Below are 19,979 nucleotides of genomic sequence, written 5' to 3' on the forward strand. Positions count from 1 at the left end.
CTCGACAGCCTTAAATAATTCAATGGTCTTCCATTTTTGTGTTGATGCTACCTTTTCTCTCTCTTCTGACTTTCAATATATTTTCTTTCTTCCGTAGCATTCAACTTAGCCGTCGCCTTCCCCACATTCCCGTCCTGCATCCTCCAGATGGTATTGTGATCACCGACTACACCGGAGAAATCTTCCTCTTTCCAGCTTGTGAGGATGTCTCGATAAGTTGTTTCATTTTTATAATTGTTGATGTCGAGCTGATTCAGCAAATAATCGATTCGTTCGTCGGTGATCTCAAAGAATGACCATTTCTCTTTGGCCTTTACCTTCTGATGACTCATGGCGTGGATATATTGGCGCATGACCGTTTCGGTTAACGGCGTTTTGACTTTTTCACCGAACGGGTTCCCGTCTTTGCCAGTTTGTGGGGACGGAGTCGTTTCCACACCGGCCGTCGAAACTGTTTCGGTTTGATCCGTCCCTTCATCCACACTTCCCTTATCTAAGCTCCCGACAGCCACATACACACCCATCGCCGTCAGCAGCAATACACTTCCCAGTATGATCCCGATTGTTTTCTTTCGCAGCATGAAACTCCCCCTGTTTGTCATCGGATTGGTAGACCCACTTTTTTCTGTAGTACTTTCTTCGCTGTATGAGAATAGATGTCCTTCTATAATTTGTAATTCTATTACCATATTTTATCTATCTCAGTTTTTCTTTTCGGCAAGGCAGGAGGTGATGGCATGCGTTTGAAGTACCTTTTTTCTATATAAGGACAAAAAAACGCCCCGCCATCACCGGCAGGACGTTCTCCCTTACTTTAAAACCTCTTATACCCCACAAACTTCGGATTCCAATACGAATTGCTCAGCTTCGAAACCACCACACCGCTGTCAGAAGCGTGAATGAATTCCCCGTTCCCAACGTAGATCCCCATATGGCTGATCCCGGCTTTGTACGTATTTTCAAAGAATACGAGGTCGCCTGCTTTCGGGCTCGTGACGAAGGATGATTTGTTGTAATAGCCTTCAGTATTCGTACGGGCAATCGATTGTCCCGCCTGGTTGAACACGTAGTAGATAAATCCGCTGCAGTCGAAGCCGGACGGCGTTGTGCCTCCCCATGCGTATGGTGTGCCTACGTATTTCTTCGCGATATCGACGACGTTTGAAGACGTCTCAGAACCGCCGGACGCCCCCTGGATGGACAGCTTTTGTCCGACATAGATTGTAGTCGAACTCAGGTTGTTCCAGTTTATGATGTTTGATACGCTCACACCGTAGCGGACGCCGATGGCGGATAGCGTGTCTCCAGATTGGACCGTGTATGTAGTCGATGTTGCCGGCGGCGGGGTACTTGTCCCCCCTGCAGACACGATTAACGTCTGTCCCGGATAGATCACGTCACTTTTAAGATTATTCCACGATTTCAGCTCAGAAACATACACATCGAATTTGGCACCGATCTTTGACAGGTAATCACCGGACTGGACGGTATATGTTTTCCCTGTAGAGCTTGGCGCAGACACTTCCAGCACCTGGTTCACGTAGATCGTATCAGACGTCAGTTTGTTCCAGCTCTTAAGGTTTGAAACGGTTGTATTATATTTATTAGCAATCACCGAAAGGGAATCCCCCGATTGTACACGGTAGGAAGCCGCTTCCGTTGAGTTGGCAGCCATGCTCGAAAGTAGCGCAGCAGTTGTAAAGGCAATAATGGTTTTCTTCAAAAAAAATGTCTCCTTCATCCAAAATGTCTGTTGCCCATCCATTATGGCCGAAGGAGACTTATAGTTTAATAGGCTAAATTTCTTATATAAAGAAAAATCAGGAATAAACCCCAGTATTATAAGGTTTGGTACTTTATGGCTGTATTTCCAATACTCATTATAGTGGGAATGCTAATATAAAAATCGTTCCTGAAGAGGAGCTTTCCTTTAAGTACAGGTCCCCTCCCTGTGCGTTTGCAAGCATTTTGCTGAAAGGCAGCCCAAGGCCCAGCCCCCTTACTCTCAATTTCTTCTCTTCCCCTCTGTAGAAACGTTCGAAAATGAGTGCCTGTTCGTTTTCAGGAATCCCGCTGCCGGTATCCTGCACTTTGATCAAGATATTGGTTTCTATTTGTTGAAGGCTGATAGAGAGAGTGCCGCCACCTTTGGAAAGTGCCTGCCTGCCGTTATTCAACAGGTTGATGAGAATCTGCTCAATCCGCAGCGGGTCGACCTCCGCTTCCACGTCTTCTAATTCCAGGGTTAAATCAAACGTTTTATCCACCTGGGTGTTCGCCCATTGTCTCGCGATATCCTCAAGGAGTTCATTTACACTGACCCGCTCTTTCCGGATCGGGATCGCCCCTGCTGAAAACGAGTTGAAATCAAGCAGGTCGCCGATCATCCGCTGAAGCCGGTGGATTTCTTTTAAAGAGATGTCAAGGAATTCTCTCGCCTCGTTCCCGTCCACGACTTCATCTTTCACTGCCTGGATGAGGCCGCTGATCGAGGTCACCGGTGTCTTCAGGTCATGGGTGACGCCGGCCAGCAGCTCTGAACGAAGCTTCTCAAGATGCTGGAGCTTGACGGCCATCTGCTGGAAGGAGTCGGTGAGCTCGTGGATTTCCTTTTCCTTCGCCTCCTGCTTGAGACTGATGTCATAGTTTCCGTCGCTGACGAGCCTCGCAGCCTGTACCACTTCCTTGATTGGGGCAGACAGTTTACGGGAGAGGTAATAGATGACGAGCCAGCCGAGAAGGGCAAGGCTTACGAGCATGATGGCGAGCAGGCGATACTCCTGATTCACCTCGGCCAGATTCTCCTCCAGCGTGACCATCACCACATAGCCGAGCACTTCCTCCCCTGACCTGATCGGTTCACTGATGGCATAGGCCTTCTGAACTCGATCCCCGTCCAGTTCAATTTCCACTTCCCTGCTTTTATAAAAAGAAGGAGGAAGCTGTTGGACAGGGGGCTGCCGTTTCTTCGGACCCCTGAAATGATCCTTATCAGACAGGACCCGCCCTTCCGTATCAATCACATAGGTTAACGGGGGTTCTTCCAGATGAAGGAACTTACTTCTTTCTTCGACGACTTCCTTTAAGACGGCAGGGATGACAATCCGTCCGTCAGTGGTGACGATCCGGTCTGCCACTTCCTGGGCGACCACATGGGTCAGGTTCAACCTGTTGTCGATCGTCGTCTTCCGGATCCAAAGGGCAGAAATCACAGCAATGATCAGAAGGCCGAGTAGGAGGGTGATCAGGTACCGGGTCGTCCAGTAGCGGAGAAGTGACGGCTTATGCTTCGTAAACACTGAACTGATACCCCATTCCCCGCAGCGTCCTGATTTCCCCCTGCTCGCTTGACCAGCCCCCGAGTGCCTTCCTGATCCGCTTGATTGCAAGATCGACGGCCCGGTCACTTCCCTCATAATCCATCCCCCATACGTTTTCAATCAGCTGTTCCCTGGTGAAGGTCTGGTTTGGATGATTGGCAAGGAAAAGAAACAGAGATAAATCTTTCGGCGTGAACGTCACCTCTTCTCCGCTTAGGTGGACAGTATGCGATTGCAGATTGATTTTCAAGGAGCCGTATTGCTTTATATCTCCTGTTTGCAGAAGTGTCCGGGATCTTCTCAGCACCGCCTGCACCCTTGCGACGACTTCCTCTCCGATAAAGGGCTTGGTGATGTAATCATCGGCACCTGAGGTGAGGCCTTTGAGGCGGTAATCCACGTCGCCAAGGGCCGTCAGCATGATGACCGGTGTCGTGCTGTCTTTGCGGAGGGCTTCAAGGACCGACCAGCCGTCCCCATCGGGAAGCATGACGTCAAGCAGGATCAGGTCCGGGTTGTGGGCGGAAAATGCCTGCAGTGCTTCACTGCCGGAGTAGGACTGAATCGTGGTGAATCCGTTTTTATCTAAATAGGCTTTCAAGACGCGTGATATCGTCATTTCATCTTCAACAATCAATATGGTTTTCATCGGGATTCCTCCTATAGGTGAATTATAAAGGAAATGGAGGGGTTCCGGGGGAATTTCATGCAAATGGAGAGTGCCGCCGGAAGGCACTCTCCTATATCATAAGGGGGTGGGGTTGTTACAGTGCTACATCTTCAACAGTTGTGTTTTCTTCCTGCGCATCTGATTGCTCATCGCTTTGCTTGAAGCCTTTAAAATGTCCTCCACGGTGAGGTTTCTGCGGCGGTTTCACACCGAGCTCCTCAAGTTGCGTCCGTGCTTCTTCACGGGTGAGCGTGCCATCGATCACTTTCTTCAGGATCTCCTGGGCTTTTGCTTTCGTATCGGCATCCAGCCCTTCAAAAGGATCAGGCATTTGGTCAAGGTCCATTGGGACTCCCAGTTCATCAAGCTGTGCCTGCGCTTCCTCTTCCGTGATCAACCCTGCTGCGTATTGGTCACGGATATCGTGGGTTTTCTGGTGGGTCTCCTCATCCATTCCCATTCGATCACCTTTCCGGAATGGCTGGTCGATTCCCAGCTCTTCTAATTGTGCCTGCGCCTCTTCTTCAGTGAGCTCTCCTGCTTCTACTTGGGCACGGATCTCATCAAGCTTCTGACGGGTTTCTTCATCTAATGGCTCATGACCACGATGTTTCCGGGGCGTGATGCCGAGCTCGTCTAACTTCGCCTTAGCTTCATCTTCCGTCAGCTCTCCCGCTTCCACCTGGCTGCGGATGTCATCCAGCTGTTGGCGTGTCTCTTCGTCTAACTGCTCACCATGGTGCCCGCCCCGTTTTCCAAAGTGCTTCAAACCGAGCGCTTCCATTTGATCATGGGCTTCTTCCTTCGTGAGCGTTCCTGCTTCTACCTGTTCTTTGATCGCTTCTATTTTTGCTTTGGTCTCATCATCAAGTTTGCTCCACGGAGACTGTTCCTCTACGCTTGATTCCGCCTGGGCTTTCGTTGTATCATCCTGTGCCGCTGCGTACGCAGTCGGTGCCGCGATCCCAATCGCTAATGCACCTGCGATGAACTTCGTCGAAAATACGTTTAACATGTTTTCTACCTCCAACTGTTTGGTTTGTCTTACAGTTGTTATCATAATGGGCGAATGTGTCAGGTAAATGTCAGGTGGTTTTTTTGCATTGTACTTTTTTATTTTGTAAACTTTCTCTGCTTCAATGTGAGGGATTCTATCTAGGAATTTGAATTTCATCACTTGATTTATTCATCCTTCGTACATCGGGCATTTAGAAGAAGTACACACTTAAAAGTGCGAATGGCAAGTTAGCAAAACAAAGAGGATAATCGGAACCGGCGTTCAAATCTAAATTAAATGTTTAAAATCGAGTGGGTTCAGATTTTTTTGAAGGTCATAGTAGTACCCCAATCATTTTTTCAATAACTTTGATTTTTTGTCTAAAAAAGGTTTACACAGTGAAGATTAGGTAATTTTACATATAAGTGTAAAATATTAGGAGGGATACTTTGGAAGCTTTGATGTATGTGTTCAATATTCTGATTGCCGTGTATTTGTTTATCGATGCCCCTAAGCATCATAAAAACAAGTGGACGTGGGCGATTCTCGGAATTCTGTTTAGCTTTATCACACTGGGGATCTACTGGATCAAGACAGGTAAGAAAGTATTGGGCTGGGTCATCCTGATCGCCTCAACCCTATGGATCATCCTTGGGATCCTCGGCGTCGTGGCACTTGGTGTGTTAAAGGCCGTTCAATAATGTTTGTGTGCAGGGAAGGTGCTGTGTGGCACCTTCTTTTTACGTTTATGAAAGCGAATCCAAATTTCCCGTTGACAACTTGTATATACATGAATACAATGTAAATATATCTTGTATATACAACCCCGCACCGAAAAATGAAAGCGTTTCGTTCTTTAGGTGTTTTTCACTAAAGCATAGCGAGAAACGTTTTTCACATACTAAATAGGGGAATTCCATTAATAGAAATGAAAGCGGGTACAAGGGAGCCTGTCTCCCCCAATCCAAAGGAGGGAATCACATGAGCGTGAAACGTGAAGACGTGCTGGAGATCATTGAAGCGATCGGCGGCAAGGATAATATCCGGACGGCCACCCATTGCGTGACTCGTCTGCGGCTTGTGCTGAATGATGAGAAAAAGGTTGATAAAGAAAGATTAGAGGCAATCGATATCGTGAAGGGATCGTTCTCTTCCAACGGACAATTCCAGGTTGTCATCGGACAAGGCCTTGTGAATAAAGCGTATCAAATTCTGGCTGATGAGACGGGGATCGAATCAGCTTCGAAGCAGGATGTGAAGGATGCCGCAACACAGAATCTAAATCCACTGCAGCGTGCGATCAAAGTGCTGGCGGATATCTTCATTCCAATCCTGCCGGCGATCGTAACGGCCGGTTTGCTGATGGGTCTGAATAATATCCTGACCGGACCTGATATCTTTTACGATGGAAAATCAGTGATTGATGTACACCCTCAATGGGCAGATTTAACGAGCATCATCAACTTGATCGCAAATACCGCCTTCGTGTTCTTGCCGGGACTCATCGGTTGGTCGGCGGTTAAACGGTTCGGCGGCAGCCCGCTCCTGGGTATCGTCCTCGGTCTGATGCTTGTGCATCCTGACTTGCTTAACGCATGGGCGTACGGTTCAGCCGACGAAATACCGAAGTGGAACCTGTTCGGACTTGAAATCGACAAAATCGGATATCAAGGACAAGTCTTACCGATTCTTTTTGCTTCATTATTGTTAGCGAAAATCGAAAAGTTCCTTGATAAGCGTGTACATGATTCAATCAAATTACTTGTTGTTGCGCCTGTCGCGTTATTGACCACCGGCTTTGCAGCGTTCATCCTGATCGGACCTGTGACCTTCTTCATCGGAAACGTTCTGACAGACAGCGTGGTGTGGGTGTTTGACCATGTATCCTGGTTAGGCGGACTCCTGTACGGCGGATTGTATGCCGTCATGGTCATCACCGGTATGCACCATACGTTCCTGGCAGTCGATTTGCAGCTTGTATCAAACGCAGGCGGAACATTCCTGTGGCCGATCCTTGCTCTATCCAATATCGCACAGGGATCTGCAGCCCTTGCCATGATGTTTATCGCGAAGAAAGAAAACGAAAAATTGCGCGGACTTGCAGGAACATCTGCACTCTCTGCCTATCTTGGTATCACAGAGCCTGCGATGTTCGGGGTTAACTTGCGGTACAAATATCCGTTCATCTCAGCCCTGATCGGATCTGCGATCGGCGGTGTGCTGCTTGCCATGACGGGCACGAAAGCATTCTCCATCGGTGTCGGCGGGCTTCCTGGTATCCTGTCCATTCAATCAGAATACTGGGTGCCATTCGCAATCGGCATGCTCATCGCCTTCGTCGTACCATTCGTCCTCACGATGATCTGGTCCAAATTCAGCAAGAACGACGCAATCTAACTGATTATGAAATAGAGATAACAGTTGTATGAACTTGTATATACAAATACAATATAGGGGACAAATTCATTCAAACCACTCACCTCTTCAAGGTCTGTGCACGGAGGATTTGTTCCCTTTCTTTTTGGGGGACCTTTTTGAGGGACGGACCTTCATTTCTGCTGTTTTTGAAGCAACCTTTCTTATGAAATAAGGGTTTCTCCAGTAGCATGGAAGGTCCGTCCCTCAAAAAACAACAGACCTAAAACAGCAAACAGCATAATTGTAAGTGTTTATAATCAATTTATTTGGCGGATGAAAAGGAAATGCGAGGTCCGTCCCTCGCGGAAAATGATGGAAGGATGGTGCTTGAGGATGAAGCAGCCTTGGTGGAAGCGTGCGGTTGTGTATCAGATTTATCCGAAGAGTTTTTATGATACGTCGGGGAATGGCGTTGGTGATATAAAGGGGATTACGGCGAAGCTTGATTATTTGAAGGAGCTTGGTGTTGATGTGGTGTGGATGACGCCGATCTATAAGTCCCCTCAGAATGACAATGGCTATGATATTAGCGATTATTTCAATATTCACGGGGAATACGGGACGATGGAGGATTTTGATGAGCTGTTGGAAGAAGCCCACAAGCGGGGCATCAAGATCATCATGGATATCGTCATCAACCATACATCGACGGAGAACGAGTGGTTCATCGAATCCCGGAAGTCGAAGGATAATGAATTCCGTGACTTCTATATATGGAAGGACGGGAAACCGGACGGGTCCGAGCCGACGAATTGGCAGTCGAAGTTCGGCGGCAACGCCTGGCAGTACGATGAAGCGACCGGCCAGTATTATCTTCACCTCTTCGACGTCACCCAGGCCGATCTGAACTGGGAAAATGATAAAGTCCGTAAGAAGCTGTACGATATGATGCACTTCTGGCTGAAGAAAGGCGTCGACGGCTTCCGCCTGGACGTCATCAATCTCATCTCCAAGGATCAGGACTTCCCTGACGACGACGGCTCGGTCGCACCAGGAGACGGCCGCAAGTTTTACACAGACGGTCCGAAAGTCCATGACTATATGCAGGAAATGAACAAGGAAGTCTTCTCCCACTACGACATCATGACCGTCGGGGAAATGTCATCGACGACGATCGATCACTGCATCAAGTATTCACATCCTGACCGGAACGAGCTCAGCATGACGTTCAATTTCCATCACTTGAAAGTGGATTATCCGAACGGCGAGAAATGGTCCGTCGCAGACTTCGACTTCCTGAAGTTGAAAGAGATCCTCTCCACCTGGCAGCGTGAGATGCATAAAGGCGGCGGCTGGAATGCCCTCTTCTGGTGCAACCACGATCAGCCGCGGATTGTATCACGCTACGGAGATGACGGCAAATACCATAACGAGTCAGCGAAGATGCTTGCGACCACGATCCATATGATGCAGGGTACCCCTTATATTTATCAAGGGGAAGAATTCGGGATGACAAATCCGAAGTTCACAAGCATCGATGAATACCGTGATGTAGAATCAATCAATATCTTCAATATTTTAAAGGAACAAGGAAAATCGGAAGACGAAATCCTTGAGATCCTCCGTCATAAATCACGTGACAACTCACGGACGCCGGTGCAGTGGAACGGAGAAGCAAACGCCGGATTCACAAGCGGCACACCTTGGATTCCAGTCTCGAAAAACTACAAGGAAATCAATGCCGACCAAGCATTAAAAGATGAGAACTCTGTCTTCTATCACTATCAGAAGCTGAACTCTCTCCGCAAAGAATACGACATCATCGTGGACGGAGACTATCAGTTGATACTGGAAGATCATCCTCAGATTTTTGCATATGTACGAAACGGTGATGGGGAGAAGCTGCTCGTCGTGAACAACTTCTATGGTCACGAAGCGGAATTCGCCCTCCCTGATGATATCAATGTAGAGAACTGGACGAGTGAGATCTTACTTTCGAATTATGGGGATATGGAGAATGTGTATGAGAAGATTACACTTCGACCTTATGAATCGATTGTGTTTCGATTGACCCAATAATATTAAAGCATTGTCCTCGGACAATGCTTTTTTTAATGATGTAAAGCTTACCAATCCAAAAAATGGGTATATAATAGTCGTGTTACATTTTTCGTTCAAAAGAAAGAATGTCGACAAAACGATTATGGTCTACGGCCCGCAGAGGTGATTCATCCCGGTCTTGTTTCTCCTGCAGAAGAGCTGATGAGGGAAAAAGTAGAAGCTGATATAAAGAAAAAAACATATAAAGAAGAGGGAAAAGATGAAAATTAAATCACTACTCATACTGACATTGATCGTGTTTACTTTACTTGGCTGCAACAATGCAGCCACCAATGAGGATAAAATGGACGAAAAAATGAAGGAAGAAAGCCTCGACCCGACTAAGCTGCTTCCCATCGGTACAGTTGTCAAGCTTTCTAAAGTTGACAAAGCGGTTATGATTTATGGCTACAATCAAATACAAGTAAGCACGAATAAACAATTTGACTATATCGGGGTCCCTTACCCGGAAGGAAACATTTCACCTGATTATAACGTTTTCTTTAACCGCAATCTAATAGAAGACGTCTTGCATAACGGTTATGTAACGGATGAAGACAAAAAGATCCGGGAAGAAGCAGACCGTGAAGAGAATACTTACTAGGAGGCTTACATATGTTCACAACGAATCCATCTCTAAGAAAAATCATCCGGACAGGTCTTCTTGTGTTCGCTATAATGGGGTTTATCAGCGGCACATTACCGCTCGCCATCATCACTCCCGGTATCCTTTCGGGCTCGTACACGTCTGAACAGCTCCCAGCGTTCACTGTCGTAGCAGTCGTAAATTATGCTTTTGCCATCATGTTGTTGATCGTCCGCAGAAAATATTTTAAAAGTGATTCAAGCAAAGATAATATAAGTTAACTCAAAACACAAAAAAGTTAACATTTATCTTCTTTTATGAGATACTACTGCTAAAAGGAGATATTTATATGCCTACAAAACAAATCGTGCAATCTATTATAGAAGAAATGGAAACAAAACGTATCCAGCTTGGTACAGTTGCCCGAATCTATGGTTTCTCACACCCTGATACGGTGAAAATCAGTCAGGAGCTGGATGATTTATTTAATCTTTATCAATCAGAGAAACAATAAGAGGCTGTGTATGCACACAGCCTCTTGTGATTTATTCCGCAGCTTCCTCTTCAGTAGCCAGGAAGAAAATCGCCGCAACCTTCCAGCCATCCTCTTTATGATGGAAAACCGTTACCTGCTTGCCTGATTTGGTGACTTCTTTATCACTGTTCGGGTCCTTTGTCGTCGCTTTGATTTCTGCGTACACGTCTGCTTTCTTACCGGCAGCATAGTTGATGATCTTAACATTATCAACCGTACGCTTCGAGTCGACCGCATCAAAGATCTGCTTCACATAGCGCTCTTCGTCTTCATACTTGAAGTTCACCGGCGTCTTCGAGATGACGCTCATGTATGAGTCGAAATCTTCTTCATTAAAAGCCGTGATATATTGATCAAAGGCAGCGTTGATCGCCGTCTTATCCTCTTCAGGGATCCCCTCTGCTTCCTCAAGTGCACTCGCATCTTCTACCACCTGGGTCATCTGGTTCAGCGATGCTGCTTCATCAGTCGCAGGATCTTCACTCGGGCTGACTTCTTCCGTCTTTTCCGCTTCTTCTTTCTTGTCCTCATCTTCCCCACAAGCACCAAGTAACAGCGTGCTCATGCCAATTCCCAACATGATTTTCTTCCACTGGTGTTTCGACAATGTTCTTCACCCTTTTCTTAAATTTGCACTATCTCCATTCTATTGAAAATATTCGCAACACTCAAGTTGAATCTCATTTCTTCCCATTAATTATGGTAAAATAATAGATGGTGATATTATGACGAAAAGTAATAAATACAAACAAATCTTTGAAGACCTTTCAGAAAAAATCCAGGACGGCACCTATCAGGCGAATACGATCCTTCCATCGGAGAACGAGCTGACGGTCATGTATTCCACTTCACGTGAGACGATTCGTAAAGCGCTTACACTCCTGGCACAAAAAGGACTGATACAGAAACTGCGGGGAAAAGGCTCCCTTGTGCTCGATGCGTCCCGTATGAGCTTTCCTGTTTCCGGCCTCGTCAGCTTCAAGGAGCTGCAGACATCCATGGGACGGGAATCAATCGAAACCTATGTCCACGACTTCGGATTGATCCGGGCCGCAGAGGTCGCCAACCAGCTCGAGACGTCCCGTGACAGTGAAGTATGGAAAGTCGTGCGATCCCGCAAAATCGGCGGCGAGAGGATCATCTTAGATAAGTCTTATTTCTTAAAAGAGCAGGTCCCGCTTCTGACAAAAGACATATGCGAGAACTCGATTTATGAGTACCTTGAAGGTGAGCTGAACCTTCCCATCGACTTCGCCAAAAAGGAAATCGTCGTGGAACAATGCACAGAAGAAGACCGGAAGCATCTCGACCTCCACGGTTACGACCATGTTGTCGTCGTGAAGAATTATGTCCACCTCAAGGATGCAACACTATTTGAATATACCGAATCCCGCCACCGCCTCGACATGTTCCGGTTCGTCGACTTTGCCCGGAGAAAGAATTAGGGATTGAGTCCACTTCCTTGCAGGGAGTGGATTTTTTGATTGTGTTAAGTAAGCATGTATATGCCAGAGAGAAAATATAGTACAAAAAACGGCCCTTCAACACGAAGGGCCGCTCTCTCAACAACAAATTCACAATACCTGTCTCTCTTCTACTGTTAGCGTACTTCCACCCAGCCGTTTTTGATCGCAGTCACAACTGCCTGGGTACGGTCGTTCACGTTCATTTTTTGGAGGATATTGCTCACATGGTTTTTAACCGTCTTTTCACTGATGTATAAGCCTTCACCAATCCCCCGGTTACTCTTACCGTCAGCAAGCATCTGCAGTACTTCACACTCACGGCGGGTCAATAGGTGAAGCGGGCGGCGAACTTCGGATTGCTGGAATCCTCCTGAGTTCTGGGCGTTTGCCAGGCGCTTGTATTCCGCTACAAGGTTGTGGGTCACCTTAGGATGAACATATGATCCGCCTTCTGCGACGATTTTCACTGCGTCGATCAGGGCGTCTGAATCCATCTCCTTCAGCAGATAACCAAGTGCACCTGTCTTCAGCGCATGGTTCACATAGTTCTCGTCATCGTGAATCGATAAGATGATTACTTTCGTGTTTGGATACTTATCCATCAATTCACGCGTCGCTTCCACACCGTTGATCTCAGGCATGTTGATATCCATGAGGACAACATCTGGTTCATGTGTCTCTACCAGGTTCATCGCTTCTGAACCATCATCACCTTCTGCCACTACGTTGAAAGAAGGTTCGAATTCAAGGATTCGTTTAACCCCTTCCCTGAAAAGTTGATGATCGTCAATGATAACAATATTTGTTGCCATATCTTTCGCCTCCCTAAACCTTGGAAAAATTTACGTATTAAGCGGTACCTGGATCAATATCACTGTTCCATTCCCAACTTTTGAGTCAATCTTGATGTCTCCTTCAAGAAGGTCGACACGTTCTTTCATCCCCATGATGCCAAAGGATCCTTTTTTCTCTTTATGTTGATCGAATCCTTTGCCGTTGTCTTTGATGACAACTGATATTTGGTCTTTCTTTACTTCTACTTTTACTTGTATATGGGTCGCTTCAGCGTGCTTAAGTGCATTCTGGACACTTTCTTGTACCAATCGGAACAGAGCGACTTCGAATTTGGAAGGAAGTCTGATATCGAGCCCCATATTCATGAATTGAATCGAGGTCTCCGGATTATACTCTTCGATTGTACTCAAGTACTTTTTGAGGGTCGGGATCAACCCGAGATCATCGAGCGCCATCGGCCTTAAATCGTAGATGATGCGGCGGACCTCATAAAGGGCTGAGCGGACCATCCGCTTCAGATCGCGGATTTCCTTAATGGCATCCTCTGTACTCTTCTCCCGGTATACCCGCTCGATCAAATCAGAACGGATCAGGACATTTGCCATCATCTGGGCAGGACCGTCATGAATCTCACGGGACAAACGCTTTCGCTCATCCTCCTGTGCCTCAATGATCTTGAGACCGAAATCCTGACGCTGCTTCGCATCCTCCAACGCCTCATTCACTTGCCTTAAGTCACTATTTAAATAATTGAGGACAACCGATATTTGTGAACAAAGGTTTTCTGCCCGTTCAATCGTATCCCCAAGGGTTTGCAGGCGCCTTTCAAGCTCGTCCCTGCGTCCTCTAAGCTGCTTTTCCTGCTGCCGGTTCATCGACAGCTTCATCTGCAGGTCATGGGCCTTTTCGTATGCTTCTCTTACCTGATCCTCTGAATAGGTCTGGAAATGCTTGCTGACCTCGGATAACCTGACCCGGGCAAGCTTTGACTTCTGATGGAGGGTATCCCCTTCATCAATCACCTTCAGGACCATCTCTTTCACTTCGAGCAGTTCTCTCACTAAATCATCATAATCATTTCGACATTGTTCGCCAATCTGGAAGATTTCATCCTTACTTTCGTCAACTGTATCGACCATCTTTTTCAGGATGATATCCAACATCTTGGTGTCTATTTTACGTAATGGCACGGTACACCCCTCTTTTGTTCCACAATAGTCGTCAGCCTAATAAAGCTTGGTCACTATACTCAAGTCACGACAATGGATGTAGATAGACCTACTCTCTCATCTATAAACAAGTACCTATTATCATTTCCATGAATATTGGTTAAACTCCTTTATTCATCTAGGCATATTCCTACACGACGCCTCATTCAAGGCATCATCTCCTCCAATCCATGAGAAAAGAATGGCAATTATCTAGACCATTCGTTGTCATAGCGGAGCCTGGAACAACTGAAGTATCTCTATCAGCGTCCATTATACCATGTCATAAATTGTCGGAGATTAAAGTTTGATTACATTGTATTACCATTATTTCATGTAGAGCCAGTATTTACCTTATTTACACTACCGTCACTAGTGCTCAAGTTGTGCAATACCCCTTCATTTTATATAGTATAAGAAAGAGAAAAATGCGTAACTTGTCGAAGAGGGACAAAAAAGGAAGGGGAAAAACGATGCTGCATCACTATCATACCGTCAAAGGGTACGGTGAACATGAAATCACAATCGAACGCTCAAGATTCATTACATATATCAATCGTGTCGAAACGGAAGAAGAAGCACAACAATTCATCGCGTCCATCAAGAAAAAGCACCATGACGCGAACCATAACTGCTCTGCGTACATGATCGGGGAGAATAATCTGATCCAGAAAGCGAATGATGACGGAGAGCCGAGCGGTACTGCAGGTGTGCCGATGCTTGAAGTGTTGAAGAAACGGGATCTTAAGGATACAGTCGTTGTTGTCACACGTTACTTCGGCGGCATCAAGCTCGGTGCCGGCGGCCTGATCCGTGCGTATGGCCGGGCCACATCAGAGGGATTGAATGCTACCGGTATTGTCGAAAGGCGCCTTATGCGTGTGATGAAGACGAAGATAGATTATACGTGGCTTGGGAAGGTTGAGAATGAGGTGAGGTCTTCTCGTTATCAGTTGAAAGACATTCACTATTTAGACGCTGTCGAGGTTGAAGTGTATGTGGAGGAAGCTTCTAAGGGTGAGTTTGTGGATTGGATGACGGAGTTGACGAATGGGCAAGGAGCAATAATGGAAGAGGAAAAAACTTACCTAGAAATCAATTTGTAATATTTTATCGCTTTTTGTTGCATTGTAGAATGAACTCTTTAGATATATACTTTTTAGGTGAGAGTTATAAAGCAGGAGTGGATTAAATTGGATAGAATAAGAACAAAAACTAAAAAAAGAAGAAGATTGAGAATTAAAAGGATATTACTTCTTTTTGGATTCTTTTTATTGTTAATTGGAGCTTACGGGAGCTACGTCATATACAGTGCATATGAGGCTGCTAACAAGTCTTATAGTGAGTTAGACAGAGGTGAAAAATCCAAGCTGAGAGAAGAAGCAATAGAAGTTCAAAAAGACCCTTTTTCTTTACTAATTATGGGGGTTGAAGATTATTCTAGTGGAGGCGCGCACGGAAGAACCGATTCATTAATGGTTGCCACATTTAACCCTGAGGATCAATCAGTAAAGTTACTCAGCATCCCACGTGATACATTGACAGAGATTGCAGATACAAATGAGAAAGATAAAATTAACCATGCCTATGCCAGCGGAGGAAAGGAAGCAACTATTGAGTCTGTAGAAAACTTATTGAATATACCAATAGATTATTATGTAACGATTGGTTTCGATAGTTTTAAAGACATTATCAACGAAGTTGGTGGAGTATCAGTAGACGTACCATTTGATTTTTACGAGAAAAGTGATGAAGACAATCAAAAAATATATTTCACTGAAGGAACCATGGAATTAGATGGAGAAGAAGCATTAGCTTACGCTCGTATGCGCAAGCAGGATCCGAGAGGAGATTACGGAAGGAACGATAGACAAAAACAGATTCTTGAAGCAACAATTGATAAATTGTTATCTCCCTCCACAGTAACAAAACTGGACAATATCGCTGAACATATCGGTAATAATGTCCAAACAAATATGAAAGTAAGTCAAGCTCTGGCAATCCAAAGTAAATATCCTAATTTCAGTACTAACAACATTGAAAAGCTTTCTTTAGAAGGGTATGATGAATACATTAACGATATTTTTTATTTTGTTCCAGACGAGACTGAGTTAGCAGAATTGACAGGACAATTAAAGAACCATCTAAATCAATAGAAGAAATAAAATCTAGAGTCTCATCTCTAGATTTTATTTTGTAAATCCACAAATTCTGATAATAAGGAGGATCAAGATGAGTACACGTAAAGTAGTTATTTTTCGAGATAAACTTTTACCTGCTTCAGAAACATTTGTAAAAGCCCAGGCAGAAGGGTTATCTGACTTCACCCCCTATTATGTAGGCTATCAAAGAATAAAAAACAGTCTTGCACTAAGCGAAGAAAGAACCTATACCATTCATAATATTGGAACAAGGTTACATAATAAGTATTCTGAAAAATGGCTGAAAAAGTGGTTGATCAATACTATGATTTACAAAGAAATAAAGCGGATCGATCCCAAATTGATTCATGCTCACTTTGGACCCGATGGTACTCTCGCTCTTCCCATTGCTCAAAAGCTAAACATTCCTCTAATCGTGACATTCCACGGATATGATGTAACCAGAAGTATCGACCATTTAAAATCGGACAACGCATATAATATTAAACATTATGTTAGACATATGGATGCATTACAAGAAAGCGACGCTGTTTTTATAGCCGCTTCGGATTTCATCAAAAGAAAACTGGTGGAAAAAGGGTTTTCTAACGACCAGATCATAACACACTATATAGGTGTGGATTTAGAAACTTTAAAAGTTGACCACTCCATAACGCGAGAAGATAGTGTCTTATTTGTTGGCCGCCTTGTAAAGAATAAGGGGTGTGAATACCTCATTCAAGCAATGAAAATGGTAAATGACAAGTATCCAAACACCAGATTGATTATTGCTGGAGATGGGCCTGAAAGGCAAAGGCTAGAACAGTTGGCAGGAGATTTAAACATCAACGCTTCCTTTCTAGGTGCTATTTCACACAAAGATGTAGTACTTGAAATGAATAAAGCAAAAGTATTTTCCGTTCCGAGTATTGAGATTGAATCGGGTGCTTCTGAAGGATTCGGTATGGTATTTGCAGAAGCCCAAGCAATGGCACTCCCTGCTGTAAGTTTTGATACAGGCGGGATCCCTGAAGCTATCTCACATAATGAGACCGGATTTATTGTCCCCCAAAAAGATCATAAACAGTTAGCTGATTCAATTATTAAGCTTTTGAGTGATGTTTCTTTATGGGATAAATTCAGCAGTAATGCTGTTGAACACGTTAATGAGTGTTTCAATTTAAAGAAACAAAATAATAAACTTGAAGAAATCTACAACAGTATTTTATCTTAACGATACAAAAGCACTTTCATAGAGCTTACTTTAAGGTTCGCTTTGAGGTGCTCGCTGCCCAAATAAGCCCTAATGACAATTGTATTGACACACAAACTGGCAACTATAATAAATAAAAAGACTCGTCGATTGATGAGTCTTTTTGTATTTTAATATTCGTTGGTACTGGCATAACGGTCTTCAATTTATGCTCCCGACAATTCAATGGGCATGATTTTTCATTACTCAGCTACGTTAAGCCATTGACCGTCAGGACCAATTGTTATGTGAGGGATATTGTTTGTACTAAATATCTTATAAAGATCAATGTTCTTCTTATTTATATTTTTTAAATGTTGAGCTACATCAAAGCCTGAATAAACGAGAAAATCAATTGATGTAGAGCGTAAATAGAACTCGTAGATATATCGTTTTTTACTAACCTTTATATACCCTACAAATCCTCTGGTTCTTGGAGAAATCCTTACTAAAGGAAACGTAATCGTATGTATTTGAATAAAATCATTATCTAGCAGATATAATAATTCTTCTTCCCACTCAGGAATAATTGCATAAATATAACAGTCTCCCTTATAAATGCTTTTGATTACATCAATAAATTCCTGTTCAGCAATTCCCTCATCCAATAAAATCTCCTTTACCTTTAGAGCGCTTTTCAACAAATCCACCCCTTTGGCCCATAATAAAATTAAAATTCGGGTGTTTCCATATTCAACAATCCATCCATTAATGGAATATAACCTTTCTTTGTCTATCCTTATTTTACCACAGGGCAGGTTGCTGATTTAACAGTTATGATTTGTTTTGACAGACAACTGCGAGGCAATTGACAATCATTTGGCACCTTTTTGCGCGGGCAATAGCTGTTGTCCGGAACAAACACCTTGTTAAAAGGTTAATGCTTTATATACCTTGACATAACAAGAAACTGACCTATGCCAATTCATAGGTCAGTTTTATTTCAATATACAAAAGCACCAAAAAAGGAACCCACTAATATCTAAGCAGTGCCGCCTTTTTATCGTTTACACTTTTTTCTTTTTTAATGAGCCTTTTAGTTCCACAAGATATGCTTTATCGAAAGTAAATACTAACGCACCGTAAATAATAACCCCAAGCAGAATCAATATACTTAAAGGTATAATTAATGTAGGAAAGTGAATGAATGAAAGTAGTAGATACCCCGCATAAACAATCACGGCCATAGATACGCTGAAAAATGCAGGCTTTGAAAGACCGCGGAAGTACTCTCTCCCGTCTAAACCTATTACGTGGTGAAGTAAGATTCTTCCTAATAAAAAATTCAGGAGAGCAAGCAATACATATGTGATGGCGACAGCTTCTATTCCCATATTAACCACTAAATAAAAAGCGATTGCATGAATTGAAGCCACCCCTAAATCCCATTTAAAACCAATATCAGCTCGACCTTTAGCTAGCAATATTGATCCATTTGGATTCATAAGTACTCTTAAAAGTCCTAATGCCGATAATATTTGGACTAAAGGAATGGATGCAGTCCATTTCTCACCAAACATGACTGGAACCAATAAATCGGCTGTACACATTAATCCAAATAAAATAGGAAATGTTATAACAGCCAACATTTTTGACATGTCTGTAAACCCTTTGCTTAAAGAATCATTACTATTTTGCACCTTCGCGAATAGCGGAAAAGCAACTCTTGTAATCAAAGGGTTTATTTTGGTAACCGGAACAACAACCAACTGATACGCTATTGTGTAGATCCCCAATGCTTCTGCCCCTAAGAACCGTCCGATTAATATATAGTCAATGTTCGATGAAAAGTAACTCACTGACCTTGACCCCATTTGATAGACCCCAAAGCTAAGGAATCCCTTAACCTCTCCTAATTTAAAATAAAAACTCGGGCGAAAGGAACTCCACCCCTGAAGGCCATAAAGGATTGATTTAGTCGCATGGAATGCGATTTGACCAATAACAAGTGAATAAACACCAACACCGGCAAAGGCTAATATAATAGCAAGACAAACCCCTAAAACCACAGAGGTGATTTCAGTCTTTGCAATCCGGTCAAATTCTAAATTCTTTTGCATCAAGTATTGAAACTGTTGCCCAAAGGGTATGATACAAAAAATCAGAGCGATCAGATGAATTAACTCAACTAACCTTGGCTCACTGTAAAAATGGGCGACAAGAGGCGCTGAAAGAAATACAATGATGGCTACACCGATTCCTGTAAATACATTCAACCAATACAGAGTTGACAATTGTTTGTGCGTAGCATTTTGCCTGTGAACTATAGCATTCCCTACACCCATATCGGTAAATACTTGGGCGAAAGCAATAATCACTGTCACCATTCCCATAAGTCCAAAATCAGATTTAGCCAACAATCGGCCAAGAATAACATATTGTAATAATTGCATTCCGGTATTGATGATTGTTGCTGATCCAGTCCATTTCATGCCACCTATTAACTGCTTCATCAAAGAAGACAACATGTTCCCTACTTTCTAATTCAAATTCCAAAATAATTTGGTTCAGTGTTCAAATAAATAAACAGCCGTTTATGACCCTATCATAA

20 protein-coding genes are annotated in these 19,979 nt (G+C 43.9%); 10 read left to right on the top strand and 10 right to left on the bottom strand.

The genetic code is table 11. The features are described 5' to 3' along the window. Positions 1-47 precede the first annotated feature (47 nt). The 5 genes from KH172YL63_RS19530 to KH172YL63_RS19550 form a co-directional block, all read right to left on the bottom strand. Positions 48-581 carry a DUF6241 domain-containing protein gene (locus KH172YL63_RS19530; protein ID WP_173107663.1) on the bottom strand — a complete coding sequence of 178 codons (534 nt, stop codon included), beginning with the start codon at positions 579-581 and terminating at the stop codon, positions 48-50. 233 nt (positions 582-814) lie between these two features. After that, complete coding sequence (locus KH172YL63_RS19535) at positions 815-1,723, bottom strand: C40 family peptidase (protein WP_173107664.1); 909 nt, start codon at positions 1,721-1,723, stop codon at positions 815-817. Between the two features lie 157 nt (positions 1,724-1,880). Continuing rightward, on the bottom strand, positions 1,881-3,299 hold the full coding sequence (locus KH172YL63_RS19540) for a HAMP domain-containing sensor histidine kinase (protein ID WP_173108307.1): 1,419 nt from the start codon (positions 3,297-3,299) through the stop codon (positions 1,881-1,883). Beyond that, positions 3,283-3,969, bottom strand: coding sequence for a response regulator transcription factor (locus KH172YL63_RS19545; protein ID WP_173107665.1), 687 nt, complete (start codon positions 3,967-3,969; stop codon positions 3,283-3,285). Before KH172YL63_RS19545 ends, KH172YL63_RS19540 begins: the two co-directional genes overlap by 17 nt. A 115-nt stretch (positions 3,970-4,084) precedes the next feature. Then, positions 4,085-5,005: a hypothetical protein gene (locus KH172YL63_RS19550; protein WP_173107666.1), complete on the bottom strand. Its 921-nt coding sequence runs from the start codon at positions 5,003-5,005 to the stop codon at positions 4,085-4,087. A 443-nt stretch (positions 5,006-5,448) separates the two neighbouring features. Here KH172YL63_RS19550 and KH172YL63_RS19555 point away from each other — a divergent pair, with 443 nt between their 5' ends. The 6 genes from KH172YL63_RS19555 (at position 5,449) to KH172YL63_RS19580 (ending at position 10,545) form a co-directional block, all read left to right on the top strand. After that, positions 5,449-5,688: a hypothetical protein gene (locus KH172YL63_RS19555; protein WP_173108308.1), complete on the top strand. Its 240-nt coding sequence runs from the start codon at positions 5,449-5,451 to the stop codon at positions 5,686-5,688. Between the two features lie 280 nt (positions 5,689-5,968). Then, positions 5,969-7,384: a PTS system trehalose-specific EIIBC component gene (treP, locus tag KH172YL63_RS19560; protein WP_173107667.1), complete on the top strand. Its 1,416-nt coding sequence runs from the start codon at positions 5,969-5,971 to the stop codon at positions 7,382-7,384. 354 nt (positions 7,385-7,738) lie between these two features. Then, complete coding sequence (treC, locus tag KH172YL63_RS19565) at positions 7,739-9,424, top strand: alpha,alpha-phosphotrehalase (RefSeq protein ID WP_173107668.1); 1,686 nt, start codon at positions 7,739-7,741, stop codon at positions 9,422-9,424. A 241-nt stretch (positions 9,425-9,665) separates the two neighbouring features. After that, entirely contained in the window at positions 9,666-10,049 is a 384-nt protein-coding gene (locus KH172YL63_RS19570) for a DUF4176 domain-containing protein (protein WP_232066065.1), read from the top strand. 11 nt (positions 10,050-10,060) lie between these two features. Beyond that, positions 10,061-10,312, top strand: a complete 252-nt coding sequence (locus tag KH172YL63_RS19575) for a hypothetical protein (RefSeq protein WP_173107669.1) — start codon at positions 10,061-10,063, stop codon at positions 10,310-10,312. A 68-nt stretch (positions 10,313-10,380) separates the two neighbouring features. Then, positions 10,381-10,545 (top strand): aspartyl-phosphate phosphatase Spo0E family protein, encoded by a 165-nt coding sequence (locus KH172YL63_RS19580; RefSeq protein WP_173107670.1) that lies wholly within the window; start codon positions 10,381-10,383, stop codon positions 10,543-10,545. A 31-nt stretch (positions 10,546-10,576) separates the two neighbouring features. Here KH172YL63_RS19580 and KH172YL63_RS19585 read toward each other — a convergent pair whose 3' ends face one another. Next, entirely contained in the window at positions 10,577-11,173 is a 597-nt protein-coding gene (locus KH172YL63_RS19585) for a nuclear transport factor 2 family protein (protein WP_173107671.1), read from the bottom strand. Positions 11,174-11,291: 118 nt separating this feature from the next. Here KH172YL63_RS19585 and treR point away from each other — a divergent pair, with 118 nt between their 5' ends. Beyond that, on the top strand, positions 11,292-12,011 hold the full coding sequence (gene treR / locus KH172YL63_RS19590; RefSeq protein ID WP_173107672.1) for a trehalose operon repressor: 720 nt from the start codon (positions 11,292-11,294) through the stop codon (positions 12,009-12,011). Positions 12,012-12,166: 155 nt separating this feature from the next. Here the strand turns inward: treR and KH172YL63_RS19595 are convergent, their stop codons facing one another. Together KH172YL63_RS19595 and KH172YL63_RS19600 are read right to left on the bottom strand one after the other, a co-directional pair. After that, positions 12,167-12,844: a response regulator gene (locus KH172YL63_RS19595; RefSeq protein WP_173107673.1), complete on the bottom strand. Its 678-nt coding sequence runs from the start codon at positions 12,842-12,844 to the stop codon at positions 12,167-12,169. 30 nt (positions 12,845-12,874) lie between these two features. Beyond that, a complete protein-coding gene (locus KH172YL63_RS19600) occupies positions 12,875-13,990 on the bottom strand; it encodes a sensor histidine kinase (protein WP_442858792.1) in 1,116 nt (371 codons plus the stop codon). A gap of 518 nt (positions 13,991-14,508) precedes the next feature. Here KH172YL63_RS19600 and KH172YL63_RS19605 point away from each other — a divergent pair. The 3 genes from KH172YL63_RS19605 (at position 14,509) to KH172YL63_RS19615 (ending at position 17,410) form a co-directional block, all read left to right on the top strand. Continuing rightward, positions 14,509-15,141 carry a YigZ family protein gene (locus KH172YL63_RS19605; protein WP_173107675.1) on the top strand — a complete coding sequence of 211 codons (633 nt, stop codon included), beginning with the start codon at positions 14,509-14,511 and terminating at the stop codon, positions 15,139-15,141. Positions 15,142-15,228: 87 nt separating this feature from the next. Further along, a complete protein-coding gene (locus KH172YL63_RS19610; protein ID WP_173107676.1) occupies positions 15,229-16,191 on the top strand; it encodes an LCP family protein in 963 nt (320 codons plus the stop codon). 76 nt (positions 16,192-16,267) lie between these two features. Next, on the top strand, positions 16,268-17,410 hold the full coding sequence (locus tag KH172YL63_RS19615; RefSeq protein WP_173107677.1) for a glycosyltransferase: 1,143 nt from the start codon (positions 16,268-16,270) through the stop codon (positions 17,408-17,410). 221 nt (positions 17,411-17,631) lie between these two features. Here KH172YL63_RS19615 and KH172YL63_RS19620 read toward each other — a convergent pair whose 3' ends face one another. Both KH172YL63_RS19620 and tuaB read right to left on the bottom strand, forming a co-directional pair. Further along, positions 17,632-18,069: a hypothetical protein gene (locus tag KH172YL63_RS19620; RefSeq protein WP_173107678.1), complete on the bottom strand. Its 438-nt coding sequence runs from the start codon at positions 18,067-18,069 to the stop codon at positions 17,632-17,634. 366 nt (positions 18,070-18,435) lie between these two features. Continuing rightward, positions 18,436-19,893: a teichuronic acid biosynthesis protein TuaB gene (tuaB, locus tag KH172YL63_RS19625; RefSeq protein ID WP_173107679.1), complete on the bottom strand. Its 1,458-nt coding sequence runs from the start codon at positions 19,891-19,893 to the stop codon at positions 18,436-18,438. Positions 19,894-19,979: the final 86 nt, after the last annotated feature.

It is taken from the genome of Bacillus sp. KH172YL63 (genome assembly GCF_011398925.1).
Taxonomy (GTDB): Bacteria; Bacillota; Bacilli; order Bacillales; family Bacillaceae_B; genus Rossellomorea.